The organism is Clostridium gasigenes, assembly GCF_017348895.1.
GTDB classification, from domain to species: Bacteria; Bacillota; Clostridia; order Clostridiales; family Clostridiaceae; genus Clostridium; species Clostridium gasigenes.
Genome location: NZ_CP071376.1, coordinates 1,343,738 through 1,366,332, shown reverse-complemented (window position 1 = coordinate 1,366,332; position 22,595 = coordinate 1,343,738). Strand labels below are relative to the sequence as shown.

The following is a 22,595-nucleotide window of genomic DNA, read 5'->3' as shown; positions in this document are numbered from 1 at the left end:
GAAATATTTCTTTTTACCTTCTCTAACTTCTATTAGTTAGTTGCCAATATATCCTTAATAACTTCTCCACCTATAATCATTCCTGCAACTGGTGGCACAAATGAAATACTCCCTGGAGTTTGTCTCTTTGGCTTAATTTTCTTTTCAACTTCTACTTCACTAGATACTTTGGCATTTTCAGCTTTAACCACTAGTTCTGGTCCTTTGTTTGGTCTAGTTGGAACTTCTTGTGAATAAACTACTTTTAATTTCTCTATTCCTCTTTTTCTAAGCTCATGTCTCATGACCTTAGCTAAAGGACATACTTTTGTGTCATATACATCTGCTACTTCAAACTTTGTTGGGTCCATTTTATTGCCCGTCCCCATTGAACACATTATTTTTATATTCTTCTTAGTACAATATTCTACTAATGCCAATTTAGCTGTTATTGTATCTATAGCATCAACTACATAATCAGTGTCATCTGGTATTATATCTTTTATATTCTCTGCTGTTACAAAAATTTGTTTACTAGTAACATTACATTTACTATTTATAGAAAGAACTCTTTCTTTCATAACTTCTACTTTCACTCTACCAACAGTGGCTTCTGTTGCATGTATTTGTCTATTTAAATTTGTTATACATACAGTATCCTCATCTACTAAAATCAGATTACCAACACCTGCTCTAGTTAATGCTTCTACTGTGAAGCTGCCTACTCCCCCTACTCCAAATACTACTACTTTTGCATTTCTTAATTTCTCTATTCCTTCACTGCCTACAAGCAATTCTGTTCTAGTTAATGAATTTTGCGACATCATACCTCTCCTTTATATAACACATTAAAATAAATACTACTTAATATGCATAATTTATTCTTTATTTTAGCCTATTCTATGTAGATATACAAGATTATTATGTATATAATACTTATTAGGTTAATAATTTAATTATCCTAATTTTTTTTTGGAGGATTTTAATATGACTTTAGGAATTATAAGTGCAATGTCAGAAGAATTAGAACTTCTTTTAACTGATATGAAATTAGAAAATAAGATAACAAAGGCTAACATGACTTTTCATCAAGGTAAACTTTGGGGCAAGGATGTAGTCGCAGTAGTAAGTGGTATTGGTAAAGTTAATGCTGCTGTTTGTGCTCAAATATTAATTTCAGAATATAAAGCAGATTCTATAATTAATGTAGGAGTTGCTGGTGGTATTGGTAAAAACATATATCCAGGTGATGTTGTTGTTGCTACAGATTTAGTTCAACATGATATGGATACAACAGTATTTGGAGATGCATATGGTCAAGTACCAAGATTAGATACTTTTGCTTTTAAATGTGACGATAATTTAGTAAGAGTTGCTTTAGAAGCTTGCAAAGAGATTTCCGAAATAAATACTTTTTCTGGAAGAATAGTTTCAGGAGATCAATTTATATCAAGCCTTGAGAAAATTCAATGGTTTGAAAAAGAATTTAAGGCTATTTCATGTGAAATGGAAGGTGCAAGCATAGCTCATGTTTGTTACTTGAATGATGTTCCTTGCGTTGTTATAAGGTCAATATCTGATAATGCTAACAATGGAGCTCATATGGATTATGAAAAATTCATACCTCTTGGTGTTAGAAACTCAACTACAATTTTAAAAACAATGATAAATAAATTATAAGAAAATAAGAGCATTAAAAAATACCTATAGTCTGAACATATAAAAAAACATGTTTAGTCTGTAGGTATCTTTTTCACCCTATTTTTAAAGTTACTTTTCCGTTTAAGGCATCCTAAAATACAGAAACCAACCCTTATATATTAATTACCATCTTTAGTGTCCATAATTAAAGAAATCTCTTCTTCTCTAACACATCCATTGAACCTATTTTTTAAATCTAGTGCCTTTCTACACTTTAATAACAATGCAATTCCTAAAACCGGAATAATTACATATAGTGCAATCTTTAATATAAAATTCTCAGGAACAATTATAAAAAACACTAAGAAATTATTTGCTGCATGCATGAACATAGAAATATATAATGACCTGGTATAGTAATATACTGTTGCAATTACTAATCCAAGAACAAACGCATTTAATCCTTGTGGTAAGTTACCGTGTATCAATCCAAATATAAGAGAAGAAACTATTATAGCTTTTTTAGGAGAATATTTTTTAAGCATTCCATTCAAAATTATACCCCTAAAAATAATTTCTTCAAAAACAGGTGCGATTATAACAATTTCAACAAATAAAAGTATCCATGATGAATTGTTAATTAACTCATTAAGTTCTTTTAAAGACTCACTTGGAACTGAAGATTCTAATATTTCAAGGATTTCATTTAAAATTCCATACTTTATCATGATAAATGAGACTATTAATCCAGCGCAATATATATAATCTTTTTTAGTTATACCTATAGCTATTGAATTATACCTACTATTATCATCTTTAGCCTTCATCATTTTAATAATTATGATAACACCAATGAATTGGATTACCAAATCATTTACTAAAGCTCTAAACCAAGTAAATCTATTAATTACCTCTCCATAAATACTTGTTTCAATTAAATTTGGTATTATCCCCAAAATACCTGCTACAATTTGAAATATTATTATGATCCCTATTGCTTTCCAAAAACCAATTTCCTCTATTCCTATTTCCCCTACACTCAACTTATGAATTGAACTTTTTTTAATCAAATTCATTTATACCCCTCCAACTTCTAGTTTATATTTAACTTAATTCTACCTACATTCCTAACCACACATATTTTATAGCTATAAAAAATAGATGAATGTACATTCCCTACATTATAATATTATTATATAAATCTTCTTTTAAATTTTTGTCCATATTTAATACTTGTACAGCTTCCCCAAACTTATTAGTATAAATATCTATAACAAAGTTACATACATTTATTTTCCTCTTGAATGGGCTTTCTCTCATAGTTATAGATTGAATACTACTTTGCTTTATTATAATACTAGATTTTACTAAACTCCCGCTAGTAGCAAGTATAGTTTCTTTACCTATTCCTAATGATGTATTTCTATAGTTTATATATTGGAAAATAATATTTCCTACTAATATAAATAACACTACTATTATTTCTAGCATTATTGACATTTTACTTATAAAAATAGCTATTGGCACAAATATAGCAGCTAAAATTAAAGTTGTTTTAGTAATAAATAATGGTATTGCTTTTTTAGGAGGTTTACTAACGTCTCCATTAAATGCTAGTTGAGGTATTAAACTATTTATTACTTCTTCTATAAACTTCTTATTAGCTATAGGATAAATTAATGCTTTTTCATTTTTCTCATCCCCATAGCCAATAGTAATTGCTTCTATAGTAAAAATTCCGAGAATTTGTTGTAATATACCTTGTTTGTATCTTAATGCATGTATCTTCTTAATAGGTAATGCATATTCTTTTTTATTAAGTAATCCATAACTAATTGAAATATTTATACCATCTGATATTATAGTATAATTATAAAGCCTTATATTTTCATATAATATAAAAATAACTGTTATTAAAATATATATAACAACCAATAGTCCAAATCCACCTAATATTAATGTTGCCGTAGATTGTCCCAATATCCCGTCCATATTCACATAACTATCTATTGCCTCAGTAATAGGTAGTGATAATCCATCCTCTACTTGTTTCATAAATTGCATTACAATAAACAAAGCACCTAAAGCTCCTATTAGTTTACCTTTAGTAATTGCATATATTAATAACTCTTTTCCTGTAATTACCTTCTTAATAATATCTTTATTATCTATTTCTATATCTTCTTCATCTACAGCTTTATTATTTTTCAAAATAATATTTTTCAGTTCTTTCGCTTCATCCATTTTAATTTTTAGCTTAATTTCTGATTTCTTTATTTTTGAAGCCCCTGTATCAATCTTAGCTGAGCAAGTGTTAAATATTCTATCAAATATAGATATTCCTATATCTATTGTTGTTATTTTATCAAAAGGAATTTTCATTTTCTTCTTTTCTATTATTCCTTTATTATAAATTAGACTATTACCTTCAACCTGAAATTTCACTAAATTCCAATTTACTATAGATATTATTATTACTAATACAATTCCGCCCCCTAGTACTGGATATATCCACCACTCATTCCTCCAGTTTACAAAGGCTAAAATAATTAAAAAATAGGATTCTCTAAATAATTTTATTATATTTTCTATTATATAAATCCAATGATTTTTTCTTAATTCTTTAAACATTATCATCTTCCTTTTCTGATAATATTTTTTCATCAACCTCTAAATCTTGTCCTAATTTTTCTGCTTCGACTTTTTCTTTCACTTTATTATTTAGATACCTACTTATTTCTTCCGCTCTACATAACTCAATATTAGGAATCTTATTTGTTCCACCCGCAGTATTTATTTCAACATCAGCCAGTTTTAAAAATCTATTTATTGGACCTTGCTTAAACTCTATATGTTGAATTCTTACTATAGGTATCAATACTGTTTTTCTGAAAAATATACCTTCCTGAAATTCAATTTTATCCTCATCTATTAAGTAACTCCATTGCTTAAATTCAAAAATTGGATATATTATTGAATTTAATAAACTCAATAATATTATGATTCCTATAGATATCTCTAATCCTAATTTCACACCTTTAAACGTTAATAATATGAAATCATTTTTTATTAAGAAATATCTTGTAGTTAGGAGTATTCCACTTATTATTATAGTGAAAATAATCCTTGCGACGAACCAAGATTTTATAGAATTTTTATGTAGCTTTTCATATTGCATTACTTTATCCCCCTGTAATTATTACTTGTTCTGTTAAAAATCAAGTTGTTTTTTCATATCAGCTTAACAGCCTTCATCAACTCCTATTATATTTTAACATATTATAACATTATCATTTATATATTTATACTAATATGTATCTACCCAAATAAAAGAACTATCCCTAAGAAATAGTCCTTTTAAAATAATTATATATTTTTATTTTTTCTTGACTTATTACATTTATTGTTCACATGTAATAAAGTTTGCACAAAGTAATAATTTGTGAATTATCCTTTGATTCGCTACTATCACTAGCTTTAGCCCCATTCAAAACTACACTTATAAAATAAGCCGTTAAATAAAGATTGACTAACCTTCTTAGTGAACATCCAGTATTTTTAGCAATTTTATACATAAAAAAAGAGCAAGTATTAAAATCTAAAACCTCTCTCAAAGCCCTGATTTTCCTTACTTTACTCTCTCTTTTTCACTCTTCTTTTATTGTAATTTTCTTTCTCGTTTTTCTCTTAATCATTCTTTATTTTTCGTAGTTAATCTTTATTTTATTGGAACATAGTAGGTATAAGTTTTTATTCTTAAATAATATCAATTAAATCTAGCGTTATCATGAACCTTCCACCACTTAACTGACTTCCCCTGTTTGATTAATTCCTCCATAGCACATTTAACCTTTTCAATATTTTTCTTCACCACTCTTTTAATCGTTGAAAATCAATACTTAACCTTATTCCTTCTATCCCACTTTTTCTGCCCCTTTTTTTCTTTCTTAGTCAAACTTTTTTATTCTTAGTTATAGATTTTTTGTTTTGAACATTTATTATAAACATGCTCTTAAGATTAAATATCAAGAAACTCTACTTACATTTACTTCTTAACTTTAGATAAAACGGCTTGTACTATACATCCAATAACAAATATAATTCCTAAAACCCGTATCATATATAATATATTCTGCTTAACTTGTTCAGTAAAAATAATAGATAAGCACCCAATAAAAACTATCATTAATAATATAATTAAATTTATATTATTAATTCTCTCACTAATTGTAAATTGCTTGAATTTTTTTATAGTTCTATATAAAATATAAATTAAAGCCGAAAAAGCAATTACTATAACAAACATACGCACTGCCATATCTTTATTTCCATTAAATAAAGATATATAAAAACTCTTACCACTATTCATTATATAAGTTAACAATTCATCCATAATATTTGAGCATACAAACATTGTAATTATAAATGCAATTGATCCTATAATTATGAAAATGAATTTTAATAATTCTTTTCTATTTCCTGATTTCCATTTACTTTGCAAAATATTTATCATATCACTAAATGAAGCAATTTCCTCTTTAACAGGTTTTGTTACTTTAGTATAATTATTTTCATTCATTAATTTTATCATGTCATTACTAACATCATCACTATGCTCATTCATCATCTTTTTATACATCTCTCTAGTTTTATCAGTCATAGTAACTAATGTAAATGCTAATGCTCCAATTGATAGCAACATATTAATAATCTGTTGCTGATCTAATACGCTACTACTTAAAGCATACATATACTGATACATATTTAAAGTTAAAAAAACTATAAATATTATTCCCCATAAACCCACTTGTCTTTTACTTCGTTCCAGTTCATCAGATTGAAATTCACTATATAATATAAGACTTACAATAAATGTTATTATTAATATTATCTTATATAATATTCCTAATTTGCTTTCACCAATATCTGTAAGTATTAATAATGCGGTTGGAACTATTGATAAAATAAATGGCATAATCATTAGATATATTGCTGATTTCCAAACTATCTTTTTAGCACTTATATAATTGGATAATAAATAAAATCTAAGCATATATTTAGAAAATCTAAATTTTTTATTATTAAAGTTGTAACCTATTATCCAAATACACATTGTAAATAAGAATACTGGTATTATTAGTATTTCTAATATGTTTTTACCTAAATAATTAATATTTAATATTGATATTAACAAAATAACTGTACCCATATGCAATAAACTACCCGTAATTAACGATATTGTTGCTGAATATAATAATTGAATAATTATATCAAGTGTCCTTCCTATCCCCTGATTCTTTTTATAAATACTTTCTACTCCTGAAGTTATTTTTACAAATATTTCTGATATATATATCATCTTAATTCCTCCTCCATTTTCTTTTAATAATATTTAATTTTACTACAATTATTAAATATTACTATACAAAATATGTCGGATCTCATTTTGCACCCTTTTTTCTATATAATTCCACATTTTTTGTTAAGTTAGCTTATATTTTTTAATATACAGTTTTTAAAACCTTATATATCCTATGTTATTTTTAAGTTCTATACCTATAAACCCCTTTTAAGCCTTATTTAATTCAATTTAGAAATTCAATACGCTACTTTAATATTTTATGGTCAATATATTTATTACCCTTAGCCCTTAACACTTACACCCTATCTATGTCTCCGCAAGAAATATTGACCAGTTAAAGAAATTATAAAAGCCTTGAACCCCTAGCCAAATATAATGATTAGTGTTCACATATAATAAAGTTTGCCTAAATTTCTTAGTGAACATCGAGTATTCACAGCAATTTTACAAATAAAAAAAGAGCAAGCATTAAAATTAAAAACTTCTCTCAAAGCCTTCATTTACCTTGCTTTACTCGCTCTTTTTCTTTCTTCTCTTCTTATATTTTTTTATCTATCTTCTCTTAATCATTCTTTATTTATATATACTATATTATATTTACCCTCACGCACCTTACTGATGTCAATATCACTGTATTTCAATTTATCCCAATTAAATATTGCATAATTTTTATACTTATCTACTATAGCACAGGGATATTTTATTCCATCATATCCAATACTCTTACAACATTGTGCAATGTAATTACATAATAAATATTCTTCTTTTACTAATCCATCTCTTTCATTAATCCTAAACAAATAAAATCCTAAACCCTCAAATATTTTTTCAGTATCTAAGATCTTAAGGTCTCTTTTTATTAAAAAATCACCTAAGTCTATACTCTCACCTTTTACTAAATCTAACTCATATGGTATAGCGTTGAAATTATCACTTAGGTATAAAATCGTGTTTCCTATGAAATTGAATCTTCCTTGTGTTGAAATACTTGATTTCGGTGGCCACAAATCTTCTGATTCAAATCTATTTTCTCCACATTTTCTTTTTCTCCCTCTAAATAATATCGTCCCTTTATTTAAATACTCTATTCTTTCCTCATCATATAGTTTTTTAATAAGTAAATATATCTTTTCTGCTGTTGAATTTTTATATGATAACATTACAGAATTAGATATTTCCATAATTAAATTATCTATATCCTCATGTGTCACTTCTATTCCATATTTATTCCCTAGACTTAATATATCATTGGATAGCGCCCTCCCCCAAAACCTATCCAACTCATCATTACTATAAACTCTACTATCCATCTCTAAACCTTCGTAGTGTATAGACTGACTACACTGTTTACACTTTAATAATTTTTCAATATTATTAAAATATATTTCAGGTATATCATATTGATCTAAAATTTCATATGGAGTTGTCCCTTTTTCACTCATTATATCTTTCTTCTCACCTTTATTAGCACTTCTTACTATATCTTCTACCATACTACCATCGCATCTATAACAATAATCCGCATCCTCATTAACTATATTCGCAAAATACTCAAATATCACGCTATTAAATAACTCTTCATCACTACTTGATTCTATATAGTGATCATATGTATCAAAAACTTTTCCACATTTCTTACATACATTATTTTTATTTTTATTGAATCCAAATACTTTAATTGGTGGATCTATCAAGCACTCAATTTCTATCTCATTCTTAGCCAATACATCCCATATATCTGTACACTTTAAACAAATCATGATTTTACTCCTTTCAATACTAATTTACTACTATAACAAAGTTTCTAATTACTCCATTCCAACAAATATATTAAATTTTATAGTAGCATCTCTTACAACTTCTTTATTTCATCATATGGTTTAAATTTACGTGCTTTATACCAATAATATTACGGTACTTCTTACCCCTCTTAAAACACCTTATCATCAAGTAATTTATTATATTTTCCTAACCTTAATTTTAAAGCACTACTTCCACCTTCTAAAATTTCTAATACATTTTTACAAATATCTTGTTTATCTATTGACCCATTTAATCTCATAAACCCTTGCTCTCCATTAGAATCCATTATCAATATATTTTCCGCATCTCCTGCTATTGGAATATTTGCATTGTGAGTTGCTACTATTAATTGTCTGTTATTTTTCACCTCTCTAAAGTGTCTTACAAGACTAGAGTAAATATAAACATTATCTAAATCATCTTCAGGTTGATCTATTATTAAAGGTCTATTATCGCCAATATCATTAGCCGCCTTTATTATTACTAATAGCATTGCTACAGCCCTTTGCCCTAATGATAATTGCTCACGTATCCTAAAAACCATTTTATTTGATATTCCAGAATTAACATTATAACTAAAATCTATTACCGATCTTGGAACTACATATAAATATTTATTATTCAAACAGGGTCTACAAAAATTAATAATTTTAATAGCCTCCTCCTCTTTCATACAATACTTGTCCATTAATTCATTTTTATCTTTTTTAAATATATATATCCAGAAATACCAATTCTGTTTTTTATTAGAAAAACTCATTACCCGGTTTAACATCTTTCTAATATATACACTATTTTCATATTTTTCATTTTTATCGATTTTCTGTTTATCTATTATTTTATTTATATCCTTTTGTGAAAATAGTGTATATTTAATTTCTATTCTTACATGTTTTCCAATTGACTCATTAATTTTATCTGCTATTTTCTTATATTCATAATTAATTAATACTTGTTCATCTATATACTTTTTATATGGATTTATTATTTCATCAATATATTCATCACTATACTTCGCTTTACTTGATAAAAACTCCTTTAATATAAATCTATCTTCACTTGTGTTAGTTTCATCTTGGAAATATTGATTAAACGAATTTTTAATACTTTTTTCTTGATACACCAGATCTTTACCTTCCAATTTTAGCAAATTATTTAATATTATCTTTATACCATCCTCTTGAGATGCATATTTATATATATCTTTTTGTTTATATGAAGTAAATGAATTAACTATAACTTTTTTAATACCTTTTTCCGATATATTTTCTCTCTTAAACTTTGATAATCCTATCTTATGGTATATTACCTTTTTACTTGTATCAATTTTTCTTTTATTTGTGTAGGCATCATAAATCACACTCGGTTTTACATATATAGCATAACAGTCTTTACTATTTTTCAAATATACAATTGCCTCATCATATTCACAATTAATATACTCTTCTTCATTCCATAAATTACTTTGTATTATATTAAGAATTGTTGATTTCCCTGTTCCTCTTGCCCCTATAATGCAATTTAATTGCTTATGTAATCTTATTAAAGCAAATTCATCTTTGCCTTTTATAAAACCACCTTTAATCGCAACTCCTTCTATATATGGATACTCTTTCTCCTTTTCTTCATCATATATCCTTACTTCAGGATCTAATAGTGCAAGTTTTACACCATCAAATGATACCTTCGATAATTTTATATACGAATATTCTTCTCCTATTTGACCTCCCGACGCTCCTATATCTTTATTTATTGAATGCGAATCTGAACAAAATACAATTCCAATTTTATTTTTTCTAATATATGGCTTTGAATTTAATATTTCTTTTTCCAATTTTTCTTTATACTTTTTATTATGCAAACTAATTGCTGTTAAGTAAGATGATGTAACTATTTTGGCAACAGATTTTCCACTTTGCAACCACTCTTGATCTCCATCACTTGATTTTTTAACATGAATCAACTTTTCTAACAAACCATTTTTAGCATCAACATGTGCTAAAATAGAAATCCCTTTATTCTCATAAATTTTCTTCAACAATTGAATTGGTGTAACATTTATAGCATCTGAATTGGAATTTCCTCTTTCATCCATCTCAATCCCTATCTGTTGTAAAAAAACTCCTAACAGTTCTTTCTGTTTATCATAATTCTTTTCATTTTCAAATATCGCTAGATAATGCTTACCAAAATTAGAAATTTCAATTCCTGGAAGTATTAATATATCTTTATACTTTATTTTCAATTTTATATCATTATTTATAATTTCACAGATTTTAAAATATCCGTCGAATGTATTATGATCAGTTATTGCTACTATTCTTATGTCATTTTCTAATATTTTATCTAATATTTTAATATACTCTTCATCTTCATTCTCACAACTCTTCACATAGCACTTAGATATGGGAGTATGTATATGTAAATCCATTTTATGTAAAGTTGTCCCATTATTTAATTTAGATAAATCATTATATAACTTTTCTACCAATTTAATATTCATATTGTACTCCTTTAATCATCATCATCATCTTGACCATTTATAGATTCAGTTTTCTTCCACTATCTCTAATCCATTCACGAGTTTCTTTATAATCAAAGGATACTGAATAACAGTTTTTCAGAATTACTTTTATATTGCATATTGTACCTAACTATATATTCTAATATATTAGTTACTACCATACTGCATCTACAACTAGCATCAACTCATCATTTTTTAAATAATTTGCTAATATCTTCTTATCACTATTTACTTTATCTTAAATATATACATATATTCTTCCACAGATATTTTGTTATACCTTCAACCCCGCTATTACCATTTCCAAACCCCATTGTCATCCTTATTTTCAATTCATTATTATCCCCGTCAAATTGGAGAATTTCATTACTTTTATTTATATTATAGTTTACTTTTCTTGGCTTTAAGTCAGGCAAATCCTCTAATGGTGATAATTCAATTTGATCCATATTCAAAATTCTATAAAGCAATTCCTCAAAACTATCTTCAAAATTTTTATCTAATGTAAAATCTGTATAATTAAATCCATTTAATTAAAAAGGAACAACTTCACTATCTAATCCTGACGCTCTTTTTATAGGTATTATTTTTTTAGGATTATTTAGTGCTTCATTCCATACGAACAGTGTCTCTAACCCTACTCCACCTTTATATTCATTCTCTCTCTGCATAGTTTTTTGTTTCTACAACTACAATATAATCATTATTTTTCAATTTTTTTACCATCATTCTATTTAAGTTTATTGTTCCTCTTTGAGTAACACCTCTATCAAAATTAGCCTCTATCCCCTTTCCCTTAATCTGTTAATTAACATTACAATCCAATCTTTATGTAAATCATTATCCCAACTACAACTAATAAAAATTTTTGGTCTATACATTGTTTCTCCCCCCTTAATTTCAAATAAATAATCAAATACTATCTTCATAGTATTTAATCTTAAAACCTACTAAATAATAAAATTTAGAAAGTAAATTACACCATATGTATATCTATATTTTACCATACTATTTACATATATAAAAAATACACTCCACTATTATTACATTTTGTTTCAAACTTAAATATTGTTCACAATCTTTTTACGACTCCAGACTAAAAAATAAAAAACTGAGTTATACTAAAACATATTTAAAAACTAGATTATAACTACAACCGCTTAACCTTCTTAACTAAATTTTTATTTTCATCTTTATTTTAGAACCAAATGATAATTCAATGTATCTACTATATGCAAACAAATTTTAAGTGTTCACATATAATAAAGTTTGTACAAAGTAATAATTTGTAAATTTGCCTTTGATTCGCTACTATCACTGGCTTTACCCCATTCAAACCTGCCCTTATAAAATAAGCCGTTAAATAAAGATTGACTAACTTTCTTAGTGAAAATCCAGTATTTTTAGCAATTTTATACATAAAAAAAGAGCAAGTATTAAAATCTAAAACCTCTCTCAAAGCCTTGATTTCCCTTACTTTACTCTCTCTTTTTCACTCTTCTTTTTTTGTAATTTTCTTTCTCGTTTTTCTCTTAATCATTCTTTATTTTTCGTAGTTAATCTTTATTTTATTGGAACATTTATTTAAGCTTATGAACAAACAGCCCACTTCTTGGCTTTGGTTCAAACCAAGTTGATTTAGGTGGCATTTTTTGTCCATTATCTGCAATATTCATAATATCATCTATAGTTGTTGCAAACATTGAGAAACTTACCTTCATATCTGTATTTGCTCTTTTTTCTAATTCTTTTAATCCTCTTATGCCGCCAATGAAAGCTATTCTACTAGATTTTCTTGGGTCTTCTATCCCTAAAATTGGTCTTAAAATATTGTTTTGTAGTATTGAAACATCCAATCTATCTACTGGATTTTTATCATTATATGTTCCCATCTTCGCTTCTAATTCATACCAACTTCTATCTAAATACATACCAAATATATGCTTTTTAGCAGGCTTCACTGCTTCATTGTTTTCAGAATGTTTAACAACAAAATTTTCTTCTACTTTTTGTAAGAACTCTCTTGAATTAAGTCCATTTAAATCTTTAACTGTTCTGTTATAATCTAAAACCTTAAGTTCATTATCTGGATATGATATTGATAAAAAGAAATTAAACTCCTCGTCTCCTGAATAACTTTCATTTTGAACCCGCCTTAAATGTCCTACTTTCACTGCTGAAGCCGATCTATGATGACCATCTGCAATATATAAGTACTCTACAGTTTTAAATAATTCCTCTAATTTATTAACCACTTTACTATCATCAATTAACCAAACTATATGTCCATTCCCATCTTCTGATACAAAATCATATATCGGCTCTTTTTTTACCCACTTATTAACTATTTCTGATATTTCATTATTCGCTCTATATGTTAAGAAAATTGGTCCTGTGTTAGCATCACAATAATCAACATGATTAACTCTATCTAATTCTTTAGCTTCCACTGTTAACTCATGCTTTTTAATAATGTTATTTACATAATCATCAATAGAAGTACAAGCTACAAGCCCCGTTTGCCCTCTTCCATTCATAACTTGCCTATAGATATAAAAACAAGGCTTTTCATCTTGAATATATTGTTTGTCCTTTATCATTTTGTTTAGATTATCTCTTGCTTTTTCATATACAACATTATCATACATGTTAACATCTGCATCTAAATCTATTTGAGCTTTATCCACATGTAAAAATGAATATGGATTGTCCTTAACCATTTCTCTTGCTTCTGCAGTATCCATAACGTCATATGGAAGCGCTGCTATTTTCGAAGCTAATTCCTTTATTGGTCTTATTCCCCTAAAAGGCTTAACTATCGCCATAATTCCCCTCCTATTTCTATAACTAGTCATATTTAAAAATATTAGGCCAATGTGCTAGTCTCCTTTGCACTTTGACCTGCTATTTTCCTAAATTTCTTATCTAATTTTAAAGAAATCCTTAATTATTGTTACAACTTCTTCTCCAATTCTATCTTGAGCTTCTCTTGTTGATGCTCCTATATGTGGAGTAACACTAACTCTTGGATGATTTACTAATGTTTCATTTACAGTTGGTTCTTGTGCGAAAACATCAATTCCAGCTCCTGCAACTTTTCCGCTATTTAAAGCTTCAAGTAAAGCATCTTCATCAACAACCTTGCCTCTTGCACAGTTAACTATATAAACCCCATCTTTCATCATATCTAATTCTTTTTTTCCTATTAATGGTCCATCATTTTTATCATATGGAACATGTAATGATATAAAATCTGAAGTCTTAAGAACTTCTTCTAATGATAAGAAATCATTTTTTAACCCTTCTTGCTTTCCTAATAAATCATTATATACAACTTTCATTCCTAAAGATTCTGCCTTTTTGCCTAAAGATCTACCTATTCTACCCATCCCCACTATTCCTAGAGTTTTAGAGCCAAGCTCTGTTCCCTGATATTTCTTCTTATTCCACTCACCATTTCTCATAGTATAATTTGATGTCCCTAAGAATCTTGCTACTGCAAACATATGAGCTAAGGCTAGTTCTGCCACTGAATCCGAGCTTGCATTTGGTGTATTTTTAACCTTTATTCCTTTTTTATGAGCATGGATAATATCAATATTATCTACACCAACACCTGCTCTAATAACTAATTTTAGTTTACCTTCTGATGCCAGGTCTAAAACATCTGCTGTTATTTTAGTAGCTGATCTTACTACCACTGCATCAAAATTTTTTAATTCTTCCCCAAGAACTTCTTTTTGATAAAATTCATTTACTACCTCAATTCCAGCTGAAACTAATTTATCAATTGCCCCTTGTTGTAGTCCGTCACTTGTTAACACTCTATACATTTTTTATTTGCCCCCTTTTAAAGAAGAGTTTAGAGTGCACCCACATCTCTAAACTCATTTTTACCCATTGTGTTAAATCTTGCTTTGATTAGTAATGTTCTTTAAATACTTTAACCTTCTAATTCTAAAATTTCATTAATATTTTTTAATAACTCATTTATATCTTCTACTGTACAATCTGCCATATGAGCTATTCTAAAAGTCTTATCTTTTAAGCTTCCATATCCATTAGCTATTTGGAAACCTCTTTCCCCTAAAGCCTTATTTAAGGCTCCTACATCTATACCCATACTATTTTTAATATTAGTTACCGTGTTAGATAAGTATGCTTCATCTGAAAACAATTCAAAATGTTTAGCTCCCCATGCTCTAACTATTTTAGCCATTTCAATATGCCTATCAAATCTATTTTCTATACCTTCTTTATTCACTATAAAATCTAATTGATAATCTAATGCGTACATATGTGATATAGATGGTGTTGAAGGATATTGATAATCCTTCTTTTGAATATATTTATATAATGCTAAAAGGTCTAAATAGAAACCTCTATTTGGAACCTTTTCCGCTCTTTCTTTTGCTTTCTGCGAAAATGTACATATAGCCATTCCAGGTGGCAATCCAATTGCCTTTTGAGTTGAAGTTATACAAATATCTATCCCATACTTGTCTACTTCAATTTTTGAACCAACTGCGGAACTTACTGCATCAACTATATATATTACATCTGGATACTTTTTAACAACTTCACCAATTGCTTCAATTGGATTCATAACGCCTGTTGACGTCTCATTATGAGTTACCGCAACTAAGTCATACTTTCCTGTTTTTAAGGCTTCATCAACCATTTCTGGTGTTATAGCCTTCCCCATTTCTACTTCAAATAAATCTGCCGCTACATTGTTAGTTATAGCCATTTCGTACCATCTCTTTCCGAATGCCCCTACGGAAAATACAGCTGCTTTTTTTGCTGTACAAGATCTGATAGCGCCTTCCATTAACCCACTACCTGAGGTTGTTGAAAGTAAAATCTCACTTTCTGTGAAAAATACTTTTCTCATATTATCACTAATTCTTCTTTGAATTGCAGATGCATCCTTGCCTCTGTGTCCTATCATAGGTTTTGCCATTTGTTCTAAAACTTCTGGTTTAACCTCAACTGGACCTGGAATAAATAATTTTTTATGCAATTTTTAGTCCCCCCGATTTTTATAAATTTTATTTATAGCTTATTGTTCGTTGTATATTTTACTACCTTTACCTTTTTTATACAACTATTTTTCTTGCATATTTATAATTTTTTCTCAATTTAATTCTAATAATGGGTTAATCATTCATTTATATACTGAATGATTAACCCATATTATTAAAGTATGTTTGTATATATATTTAGATACTTATTATTTAAATAATCCAAGAAATATTTTGTATTAATTTCTTCACCCGTTATATTTTTTATTAATTCTTCTGGAGTATATATGCTTCCATGTTTATGAACATTTTCTTTTAGCCATTCATGAACTCCACTTAAGTTTCCTACTGAAATTTCTTTAAAAATATTTGGTTTATCTTGTAACAATTTATTTAGCATTTGAGCTCCATAAACATTTCCAAGTGCATAACTTGGAAAATATCCAAATGATCCATCAGACCAATGCATGTCTTGAAGAAGACCTTCTGCATCATTTGATGGTTCTACGCCTAAATACTCTTTATATTTTTCATTCCAAACCCTTGGTAAATCGCCAACTTCAATTTCCCCATTTATTAAAGATTTTTCTATTTCATATCTTATAATTATATGCAGGCTATATGTTAACTCATCTGCCTCTGTTCTTATTAATGAAGGCTTAACATAATTTATCGCCTCATAAAATTCATCTAAAGTTGTATCTTTAAATTCTGGGAAATATTTCTTTGCTAAAGGTAAGAAATAAGTCCAAAATTCCTTGCTTCTACCTACTATATTTTCATAAAATCTTGATTGAGATTCATGTATCCCCATAGATACCCCTGTCCCAAGTTTTGTATTTTCAAGTGAATCTGGAATATCTTGTTCATATATACCATGTCCACCTTCATGAATAGAGCTTAATAAGGCTGATGAAAACTCATTTTCATAATAATGAGTTGTTAATCTTACATCATGGCTTCCCATATCTAAAGTAAATGGATGTACACTTACATCTAGTCTACCTGACTCAAAATCAAATCCCATTTTCTTTAACACTTCAATTGAAAATTTTTCTTGTGCTTCAACAGGAAATTTTCCACTGAAAATATCTTTACTTATCTTTTTATTACTGTTTTTTATTTTATTTAATAATTCTACTATTCCATCTCTAAGTTCCCCAAAAATAACATCTAACTTCTCAACTGTTATTCCCTTTTCATACTTATCTAAAAGAGTATCATATTTATTCTCTTTATATCCCCAGTAGTCTACAAATTCTTTTTGATATTCAACTACCTTTTCTAAATGAGGTTTAAAAATACTAAAATCTGATTTTTCCTTAGCCTCTTCCCAAGCGGCTTCAGATTTAGAAGCTATAACTACATACTCTAAATACTTATCTTTAGGGATTTTTTTTGTTTCATCATAATTTCTTTTTAGGTTTTCTATCATAACTTTATCTACCAAATCCAATTGCTTCATTTCACCTTTAAAGAACTCTATAAACTCTGCTACCTTTTCCCCAGTAGTTAATTTAAATTCCTGCTCTGATAAATATTCTAATACTCCAACTCTTGAATCTAAAGATTTTTTAGGCATATATGTTTTCATATCCCAATAAAGTAACCCTATTGCTTTTGTTAATTTTTCAATGTCCCCAATATAACTCTTAACTTCATTTAATTTTTCTTTTATTTCTAAATTCATTTTAACATCTCCATTCTTATTTTCATTTTGTATACTATTATCCATATTTTAACTTGTAATATCAACTATAATTTAAAATATATTAAAAATTCGCCTACACTTTTTCAAGTATAGGCGAATTATACATATTTTTTGAAGTTTCCTAATTATTATCTTCCCACTCATAATCAAATGTTATTATTGACTCTGTTTCTCTACAATATTTTACACATCTACATTGTCCTAAATGTCTTGGACATCTATAACATAAACAACCTGTGTCATCGCCCCTACAAATACCTTTCTCAAGTTCTGGACAATATTTGCAATTAACTCCATTTCCTGCTGGCATATGGTTTTCCTCCTATATTCTGTAAATATCAAATCAGTATGCTAGTGTATTTTTCATAATACTTCATAGGCAGAAGCATCAAATAGTACAACTAGCAAGGTCATCTGTCTACTTTCTTTTACACAAAATACCCTTAATATCTTTGACTTGTTATTTATTTTTATGTGCCTAATTATTTTACTACTAAATTATATAAAAATATAGACTAATTCAAAGTAACACTTTTTATAAATATCCATACATTGTTATTACAAGAAGCTTTTCGTTCATTGGTAAATCAAAAAGACTTCTAACTCCCATCTATATAGACTTTAAGGGATCCCTTAAGATCCCTCTCTCTTCTCAAAAAAAAGGAAGGTTCAATCCTCAAATTGAATCTTCCTTTTATGTTTATTAATTATACTCTACACTATAAAAACATTTTGAATACTACTAAAAATATAACACCTGGCACACCTAAGAACCCTGCTATTAATGCTGTTACTGCATTAATTCCAATATAGAAACCAACATATGTGCCTAAATAATTTGCTACATATAACAGCACTATTCCTATAACTCCATTTAGTAGTATTTTTAAAGGCCATTTTAATAATTTAATAGTTAAATATAATAATACTAACCCTACTAGTCCATAAAATATCATTTCTAAATCCATATAAATATCCCACTCCTTTGTACATTATACTAACATAATTATTACATTATAACTATGTTATTCATTTGAAAGAAATAACAAGTCAACATACAAAATAGACTATCATATTCGCTTTTTTTAATCTCCAATTAATAGAATGTAGTTATTGCTCTAGTTATTTGTCTTTCTTTTGCTAAACTTAATAAATATTCATATCTTTTCTTTGCCGCTTCCTGTGAATATATTGCTACTTCTATAAGTTTAGGATCATTAACACTTTCAAACATACAACTAGCTATTTCCATTTCTAATTTTGCGTCTTCTATACCGTCTATAATTTGTTGATCTTCTTTGCTATAGTTTATTTTACCCATCAAAAATTCCACAATCAAATTTTTATTCATATAAAACCCCTCCAAAATACTTTCTATTTAGTTTATTGCCATAAATTAGAAAATATATTCAAAATATATCCTTTTTTAAAATATATATTTATATTTTGAAGATTCCTTATACAAAATAGATTTAAATTTCTTTTCTTCCCTCTAATGCCTTTGATAAAGTTACCTCATCTGCATATTCTAGTTCTCCACCAACTGGAAGACCTGATGCTATTCTTGTAACTTTGACTTCTAAAGGTTTAAGAACTCTTGATATATACATAGCCGTTGCCTCTCCTTCTATGTTTGGATTTGTAGCAACTATTACTTCTTCTATATTTTCTCTCATTCTTGACACAAGCTCTCTTATTTTAATATCTTGTGGACCCCTTCCTTGCATTGGCGAAAGACTTCCATGAAGAACATGATACACTCCATTAAATTCTTTAACCCTCTCAAGTGTCATTATATCCCTTGGTTGCTCAACTACACATATAAGATTTTGATTTCTATTTGGATTTGAACATATTGCACACGGATCTTTATCTGTAAAATTTCCACATACTCTACAGTATTTTATTGTGCCTCTAGCTTTAACTAAAGCTGCTGCAAACTCTTTAACTTCTTCCTCTGGAAGATTTAAAATATGTAATGTTAATCTTTGAGCTGTTTTTTTACCAACACTTGGTAATTTAGCAAATTCTTCTATTAATTTCTCTATTGCAATTGGATAAAAATCCATATAATACACCTCTCCTCTATACATTAAGGAACCAAAATAAAATAATAGTCATCATGCTATATATTTATTTTTATATCCCTATATATTTTGAAATTAAGAAAAGGAGAAATTATAGATAACTTTCAGTTAAACTGAGTTCACCTTAATTCCTCCACTTCCTATGTTTTACTCTAGATATCTAAAATATAAATAATCAGATTTCTTACTTAGAACATTCCTGGTATATTCATTCCACCAGTCAATTTACCCATTTTACTTGAACTTTCATCCTCAGCTTTTCTTAAAGCTTCGTTTACTGCACTTAGCACTAGATCTTCTAACATTTCAACATCATCAGCATCTACTACTTCTGGTTTTATATTTATTGATATAACTTCTTTCTTTCCGTTAGTTTTAACAACTACGGCTCCGCCTCCAACTGATGCTTCAAACTCTTTAGTTTCAAGTTCTTTTTGCATCTTTTCCATATCTTGTTGCATTTTTTGTGCTTGTTTCATTAAGTTACCCATATTTCCCCCACCGAAACCGCCTGGAAATCCACCTTTAGCCATAAAAAAATCCTCCTCTTTCATAATGCATATTAACTAATATTGTTTTTAATATGCCTAAGGGACCTTCAAATAAATAACAAGTAATTATACTAATCTATCTTTATGTCCCTAAAATCTATCTATAATTATATATTATTTTTATTAATTTTACTATAATTATCCTACCTTATTTTCTCTAGATAATTTCAAAAAATAATAAACCAACTCATTCCCATACTATTTTTTTCAGGTACCTTGTTCTTATTCATCTAAAAAATCTACTAACCCAGATCCTAGAGTTTCTAAAAGTTGCTCTTCTGTTGATTTTTCTTCATTTGCTGATTCATCAACGGAGAATGCTACTTTTATATCTTCTCTAAATATTTCAGCAAATACTTCATTTATTACCTTTTTATTATCTGTTTTATCTAATCTATCCTTATTAAATCTGTACTCTTCTTCATATTGTATAGTTACAATACCATTAATACAAGATACAGGCTTTCCAGTAAGAATTGATGCATATATTATCATTGCTCTTCTTGCCTTAAATTTTTCTAAAATATCTTTCCAAGACCTTTGAACATCATTTATTGTAACCTTTGAATTTACATTACCTTGAAGAAAAGCCGCACTTGATTGTGGCTGACTAACTCTTGTTTGCTGCCCCAATTGTTTTTTGCTTGGGTTTTCCCCAGTGTTTACTTGTTGATTTGTTCCTGATTGAACAACCTTAAGGCTACCATTTTTAAGTCCTTCTTCTAATTTATTTAGTCTTGCTAAAATTATTTCATTAGAAGTATCATATTCTACTTTACACATTTGTATTGCAGCTAGTTCTAAATATAATCTTGCTTGCTTACTTAACTTAGCATTTCCTTCTGCTTCTTGAAGTATTCGTATAGCTCGCATTACTTCTTCAACTCTAATTCGTGCTCCTTGTTCTTTAATTAAAGCTATATTTTCTTCTGCCATATCTAAAACTTCTTCTGGGTTATTTGTTACCTTTACCATTAAAATATTTCTATAATGACCCACTAAGTCTTTTATAAACAAATAAATATCCTTACCTGCATAAACAACTTCATCTATTATATTCATAGCTTTTTCTATATTTTTATTAGTTATAGCACCAGTCAAAGTGAATAAATGCTCATTTGTAACAAGCCCCAGCATATTAATTAAGCTATCATATTCAATAGCTCCATCACCCATAGCTATAGATTGATCTAATATACTTAGTGAATCTCTCATAGCTCCATCAGATACTCTTGCAATAAGAGCTAAACTTTTATCATCTGCAGCTATATTTTTATCTGTTACTATCTTCCTAAGTCTTTCAATAATATCTTTATTACTAATTCTTTTAAAATCAAATCTTTGACATCTTGATAATATTGTAATAGGTAGTTTTTGTGGATCTGTAGTTGCCAATATAAATATTACGTTACGTGGTGGTTCTTCTAAAGTTTTAAGGAATGCGTTAACAGCCCCAGTTGATAACATATGAACCTCATCCATTACGTAAACTTTATATTTAGCTTCTTGTGGTGGATATTTAACATCATCTATAATATCTCTAATTTTATCTACTCCATTGTTTGAAGCTGCATCTAACTCTGTTACATCTATTGCTAATCCATCATTTATTTTCGTGCACATTTCACACGCATTACAAGGTTCACCATCTTTAAGATTTAGACAATTTACTGCCTTTGCAAAAACCTTTGCTGTTGAGGTTTTACCTGTACCCCTTGTTCCACAAAAAAGATATGCATGGGCTATTCTATCATTTAATATTTGATTCTTAATAGTTGTAGTTATATGTTCTTGACCTACAACATCATAAAAAGTTTTAGGTCTCCACTCTCTATATAAAGCAGTATATGCCATGCCCTTCACCTCTCTTTACTTTCTTTCAAACGAAAAATTTTAATCATTTGATTGTTTGT

General features: G+C 28.0%; 21 protein-coding genes. 1 reads left to right on the top strand and 20 read right to left on the bottom strand.

The genetic code is table 11. The features are described 5' to 3' along the window. Nucleotides 1-32: 32 nt before the first annotated feature. Nucleotides 33-803 carry a tRNA threonylcarbamoyladenosine dehydratase gene (locus J1C67_RS06705; protein WP_207253569.1) on the bottom strand — a complete coding sequence of 257 codons (771 nt, stop codon included), beginning with the start codon at nucleotides 801-803 and terminating at the stop codon, nucleotides 33-35. A 163-nt stretch (nucleotides 804-966) separates the two neighbouring features. Between J1C67_RS06705 and J1C67_RS06700 the strand changes: the two genes are divergently transcribed. After that, a complete protein-coding gene (locus J1C67_RS06700; protein WP_089973034.1) occupies nucleotides 967-1,659 on the top strand; it encodes a 5'-methylthioadenosine/adenosylhomocysteine nucleosidase in 693 nt (230 codons plus the stop codon). Between the two features lie 140 nt (nucleotides 1,660-1,799). Here J1C67_RS06700 and J1C67_RS06695 read toward each other — a convergent pair whose 3' ends face one another. The 19 genes from J1C67_RS06695 to dnaX form a co-directional block, all read right to left on the bottom strand. Continuing rightward, complete coding sequence (locus J1C67_RS06695; RefSeq protein WP_167867238.1) at nucleotides 1,800-2,696, bottom strand: CPBP family intramembrane glutamic endopeptidase; 897 nt, start codon at nucleotides 2,694-2,696, stop codon at nucleotides 1,800-1,802. A gap of 100 nt (nucleotides 2,697-2,796) precedes the next feature. Beyond that, complete coding sequence (locus J1C67_RS06690) at nucleotides 2,797-4,251, bottom strand: PH domain-containing protein (protein ID WP_167867237.1); 1,455 nt, start codon at nucleotides 4,249-4,251, stop codon at nucleotides 2,797-2,799. Next, nucleotides 4,244-4,798: a PH domain-containing protein gene (locus J1C67_RS06685; RefSeq protein ID WP_167867236.1), complete on the bottom strand. Its 555-nt coding sequence runs from the start codon at nucleotides 4,796-4,798 to the stop codon at nucleotides 4,244-4,246. The genes J1C67_RS06690 and J1C67_RS06685 overlap by 8 nt, the downstream gene beginning before the upstream one ends. Before the next feature lie 229 nt (nucleotides 4,799-5,027). Then, nucleotides 5,028-5,195, bottom strand: a complete 168-nt coding sequence (locus J1C67_RS06680) for a hypothetical protein (protein ID WP_167867235.1) — start codon at nucleotides 5,193-5,195, stop codon at nucleotides 5,028-5,030. A 470-nt stretch (nucleotides 5,196-5,665) separates the two neighbouring features. Next, on the bottom strand, nucleotides 5,666-6,979 hold the full coding sequence (locus J1C67_RS06675; protein WP_167867234.1) for a hypothetical protein: 1,314 nt from the start codon (nucleotides 6,977-6,979) through the stop codon (nucleotides 5,666-5,668). Between the two features lie 569 nt (nucleotides 6,980-7,548). Beyond that, complete coding sequence (locus tag J1C67_RS06670; protein WP_167867233.1) at nucleotides 7,549-8,742, bottom strand: RES domain-containing protein; 1,194 nt, start codon at nucleotides 8,740-8,742, stop codon at nucleotides 7,549-7,551. A 170-nt stretch (nucleotides 8,743-8,912) separates the two neighbouring features. Next, nucleotides 8,913-11,288, bottom strand: coding sequence for a Spaf_1101 family AAA-like ATPase (locus J1C67_RS06665; RefSeq protein ID WP_167867232.1), 2,376 nt, complete (start codon nucleotides 11,286-11,288; stop codon nucleotides 8,913-8,915). A gap of 254 nt (nucleotides 11,289-11,542) precedes the next feature. After that, a complete protein-coding gene (locus J1C67_RS06660) occupies nucleotides 11,543-11,758 on the bottom strand; it encodes a hypothetical protein (protein ID WP_167867231.1) in 216 nt (71 codons plus the stop codon). An 84-nt stretch (nucleotides 11,759-11,842) separates the two neighbouring features. Next, nucleotides 11,843-11,980, bottom strand: a complete 138-nt coding sequence (locus J1C67_RS06655) for a hypothetical protein (RefSeq protein ID WP_167867230.1) — start codon at nucleotides 11,978-11,980, stop codon at nucleotides 11,843-11,845. A 909-nt stretch (nucleotides 11,981-12,889) separates the two neighbouring features. Further along, nucleotides 12,890-14,134, bottom strand: a complete 1,245-nt coding sequence (locus J1C67_RS06650; protein WP_167867229.1) for a DUF1015 domain-containing protein — start codon at nucleotides 14,132-14,134, stop codon at nucleotides 12,890-12,892. 96 nt (nucleotides 14,135-14,230) lie between these two features. Next, on the bottom strand, nucleotides 14,231-15,142 hold the full coding sequence (locus J1C67_RS06645) for a D-2-hydroxyacid dehydrogenase (protein ID WP_167867228.1): 912 nt from the start codon (nucleotides 15,140-15,142) through the stop codon (nucleotides 14,231-14,233). 110 nt (nucleotides 15,143-15,252) lie between these two features. Then, nucleotides 15,253-16,332, bottom strand: a complete 1,080-nt coding sequence (locus J1C67_RS06640) for a pyridoxal-phosphate-dependent aminotransferase family protein (RefSeq protein ID WP_167867227.1) — start codon at nucleotides 16,330-16,332, stop codon at nucleotides 15,253-15,255. A gap of 176 nt (nucleotides 16,333-16,508) precedes the next feature. Beyond that, complete coding sequence (locus J1C67_RS06635) at nucleotides 16,509-18,023, bottom strand: carboxypeptidase M32 (RefSeq protein WP_167867262.1); 1,515 nt, start codon at nucleotides 18,021-18,023, stop codon at nucleotides 16,509-16,511. Nucleotides 18,024-18,165: 142 nt separating this feature from the next. Then, on the bottom strand, nucleotides 18,166-18,354 hold the full coding sequence (locus J1C67_RS06630; protein ID WP_089973009.1) for a hypothetical protein: 189 nt from the start codon (nucleotides 18,352-18,354) through the stop codon (nucleotides 18,166-18,168). 409 nt (nucleotides 18,355-18,763) lie between these two features. Then, nucleotides 18,764-19,012: a pro-sigmaK processing inhibitor BofA family protein gene (locus tag J1C67_RS06625; protein WP_089972992.1), complete on the bottom strand. Its 249-nt coding sequence runs from the start codon at nucleotides 19,010-19,012 to the stop codon at nucleotides 18,764-18,766. Between the two features lie 128 nt (nucleotides 19,013-19,140). Next, nucleotides 19,141-19,395 (bottom strand): DUF2508 family protein, encoded by a 255-nt coding sequence (locus J1C67_RS06620; RefSeq protein WP_167867226.1) that lies wholly within the window; start codon nucleotides 19,393-19,395, stop codon nucleotides 19,141-19,143. A gap of 121 nt (nucleotides 19,396-19,516) precedes the next feature. Then, the gene (gene recR, locus J1C67_RS06615; protein ID WP_089972984.1) at nucleotides 19,517-20,113 is read right to left on the bottom strand and encodes a recombination mediator RecR; all 597 of its coding nucleotides are present in this window, start codon (nucleotides 20,111-20,113) and stop codon (nucleotides 19,517-19,519) included. 206 nt (nucleotides 20,114-20,319) lie between these two features. After that, nucleotides 20,320-20,664 carry a YbaB/EbfC family nucleoid-associated protein gene (locus tag J1C67_RS06610; protein WP_167867225.1) on the bottom strand — a complete coding sequence of 115 codons (345 nt, stop codon included), beginning with the start codon at nucleotides 20,662-20,664 and terminating at the stop codon, nucleotides 20,320-20,322. Nucleotides 20,665-20,904: 240 nt separating this feature from the next. After that, nucleotides 20,905-22,536 (bottom strand): DNA polymerase III subunit gamma/tau, encoded by a 1,632-nt coding sequence (gene dnaX, locus J1C67_RS06605; protein ID WP_167867224.1) that lies wholly within the window; start codon nucleotides 22,534-22,536, stop codon nucleotides 20,905-20,907. Nucleotides 22,537-22,595 lie beyond the last annotated feature (59 nt).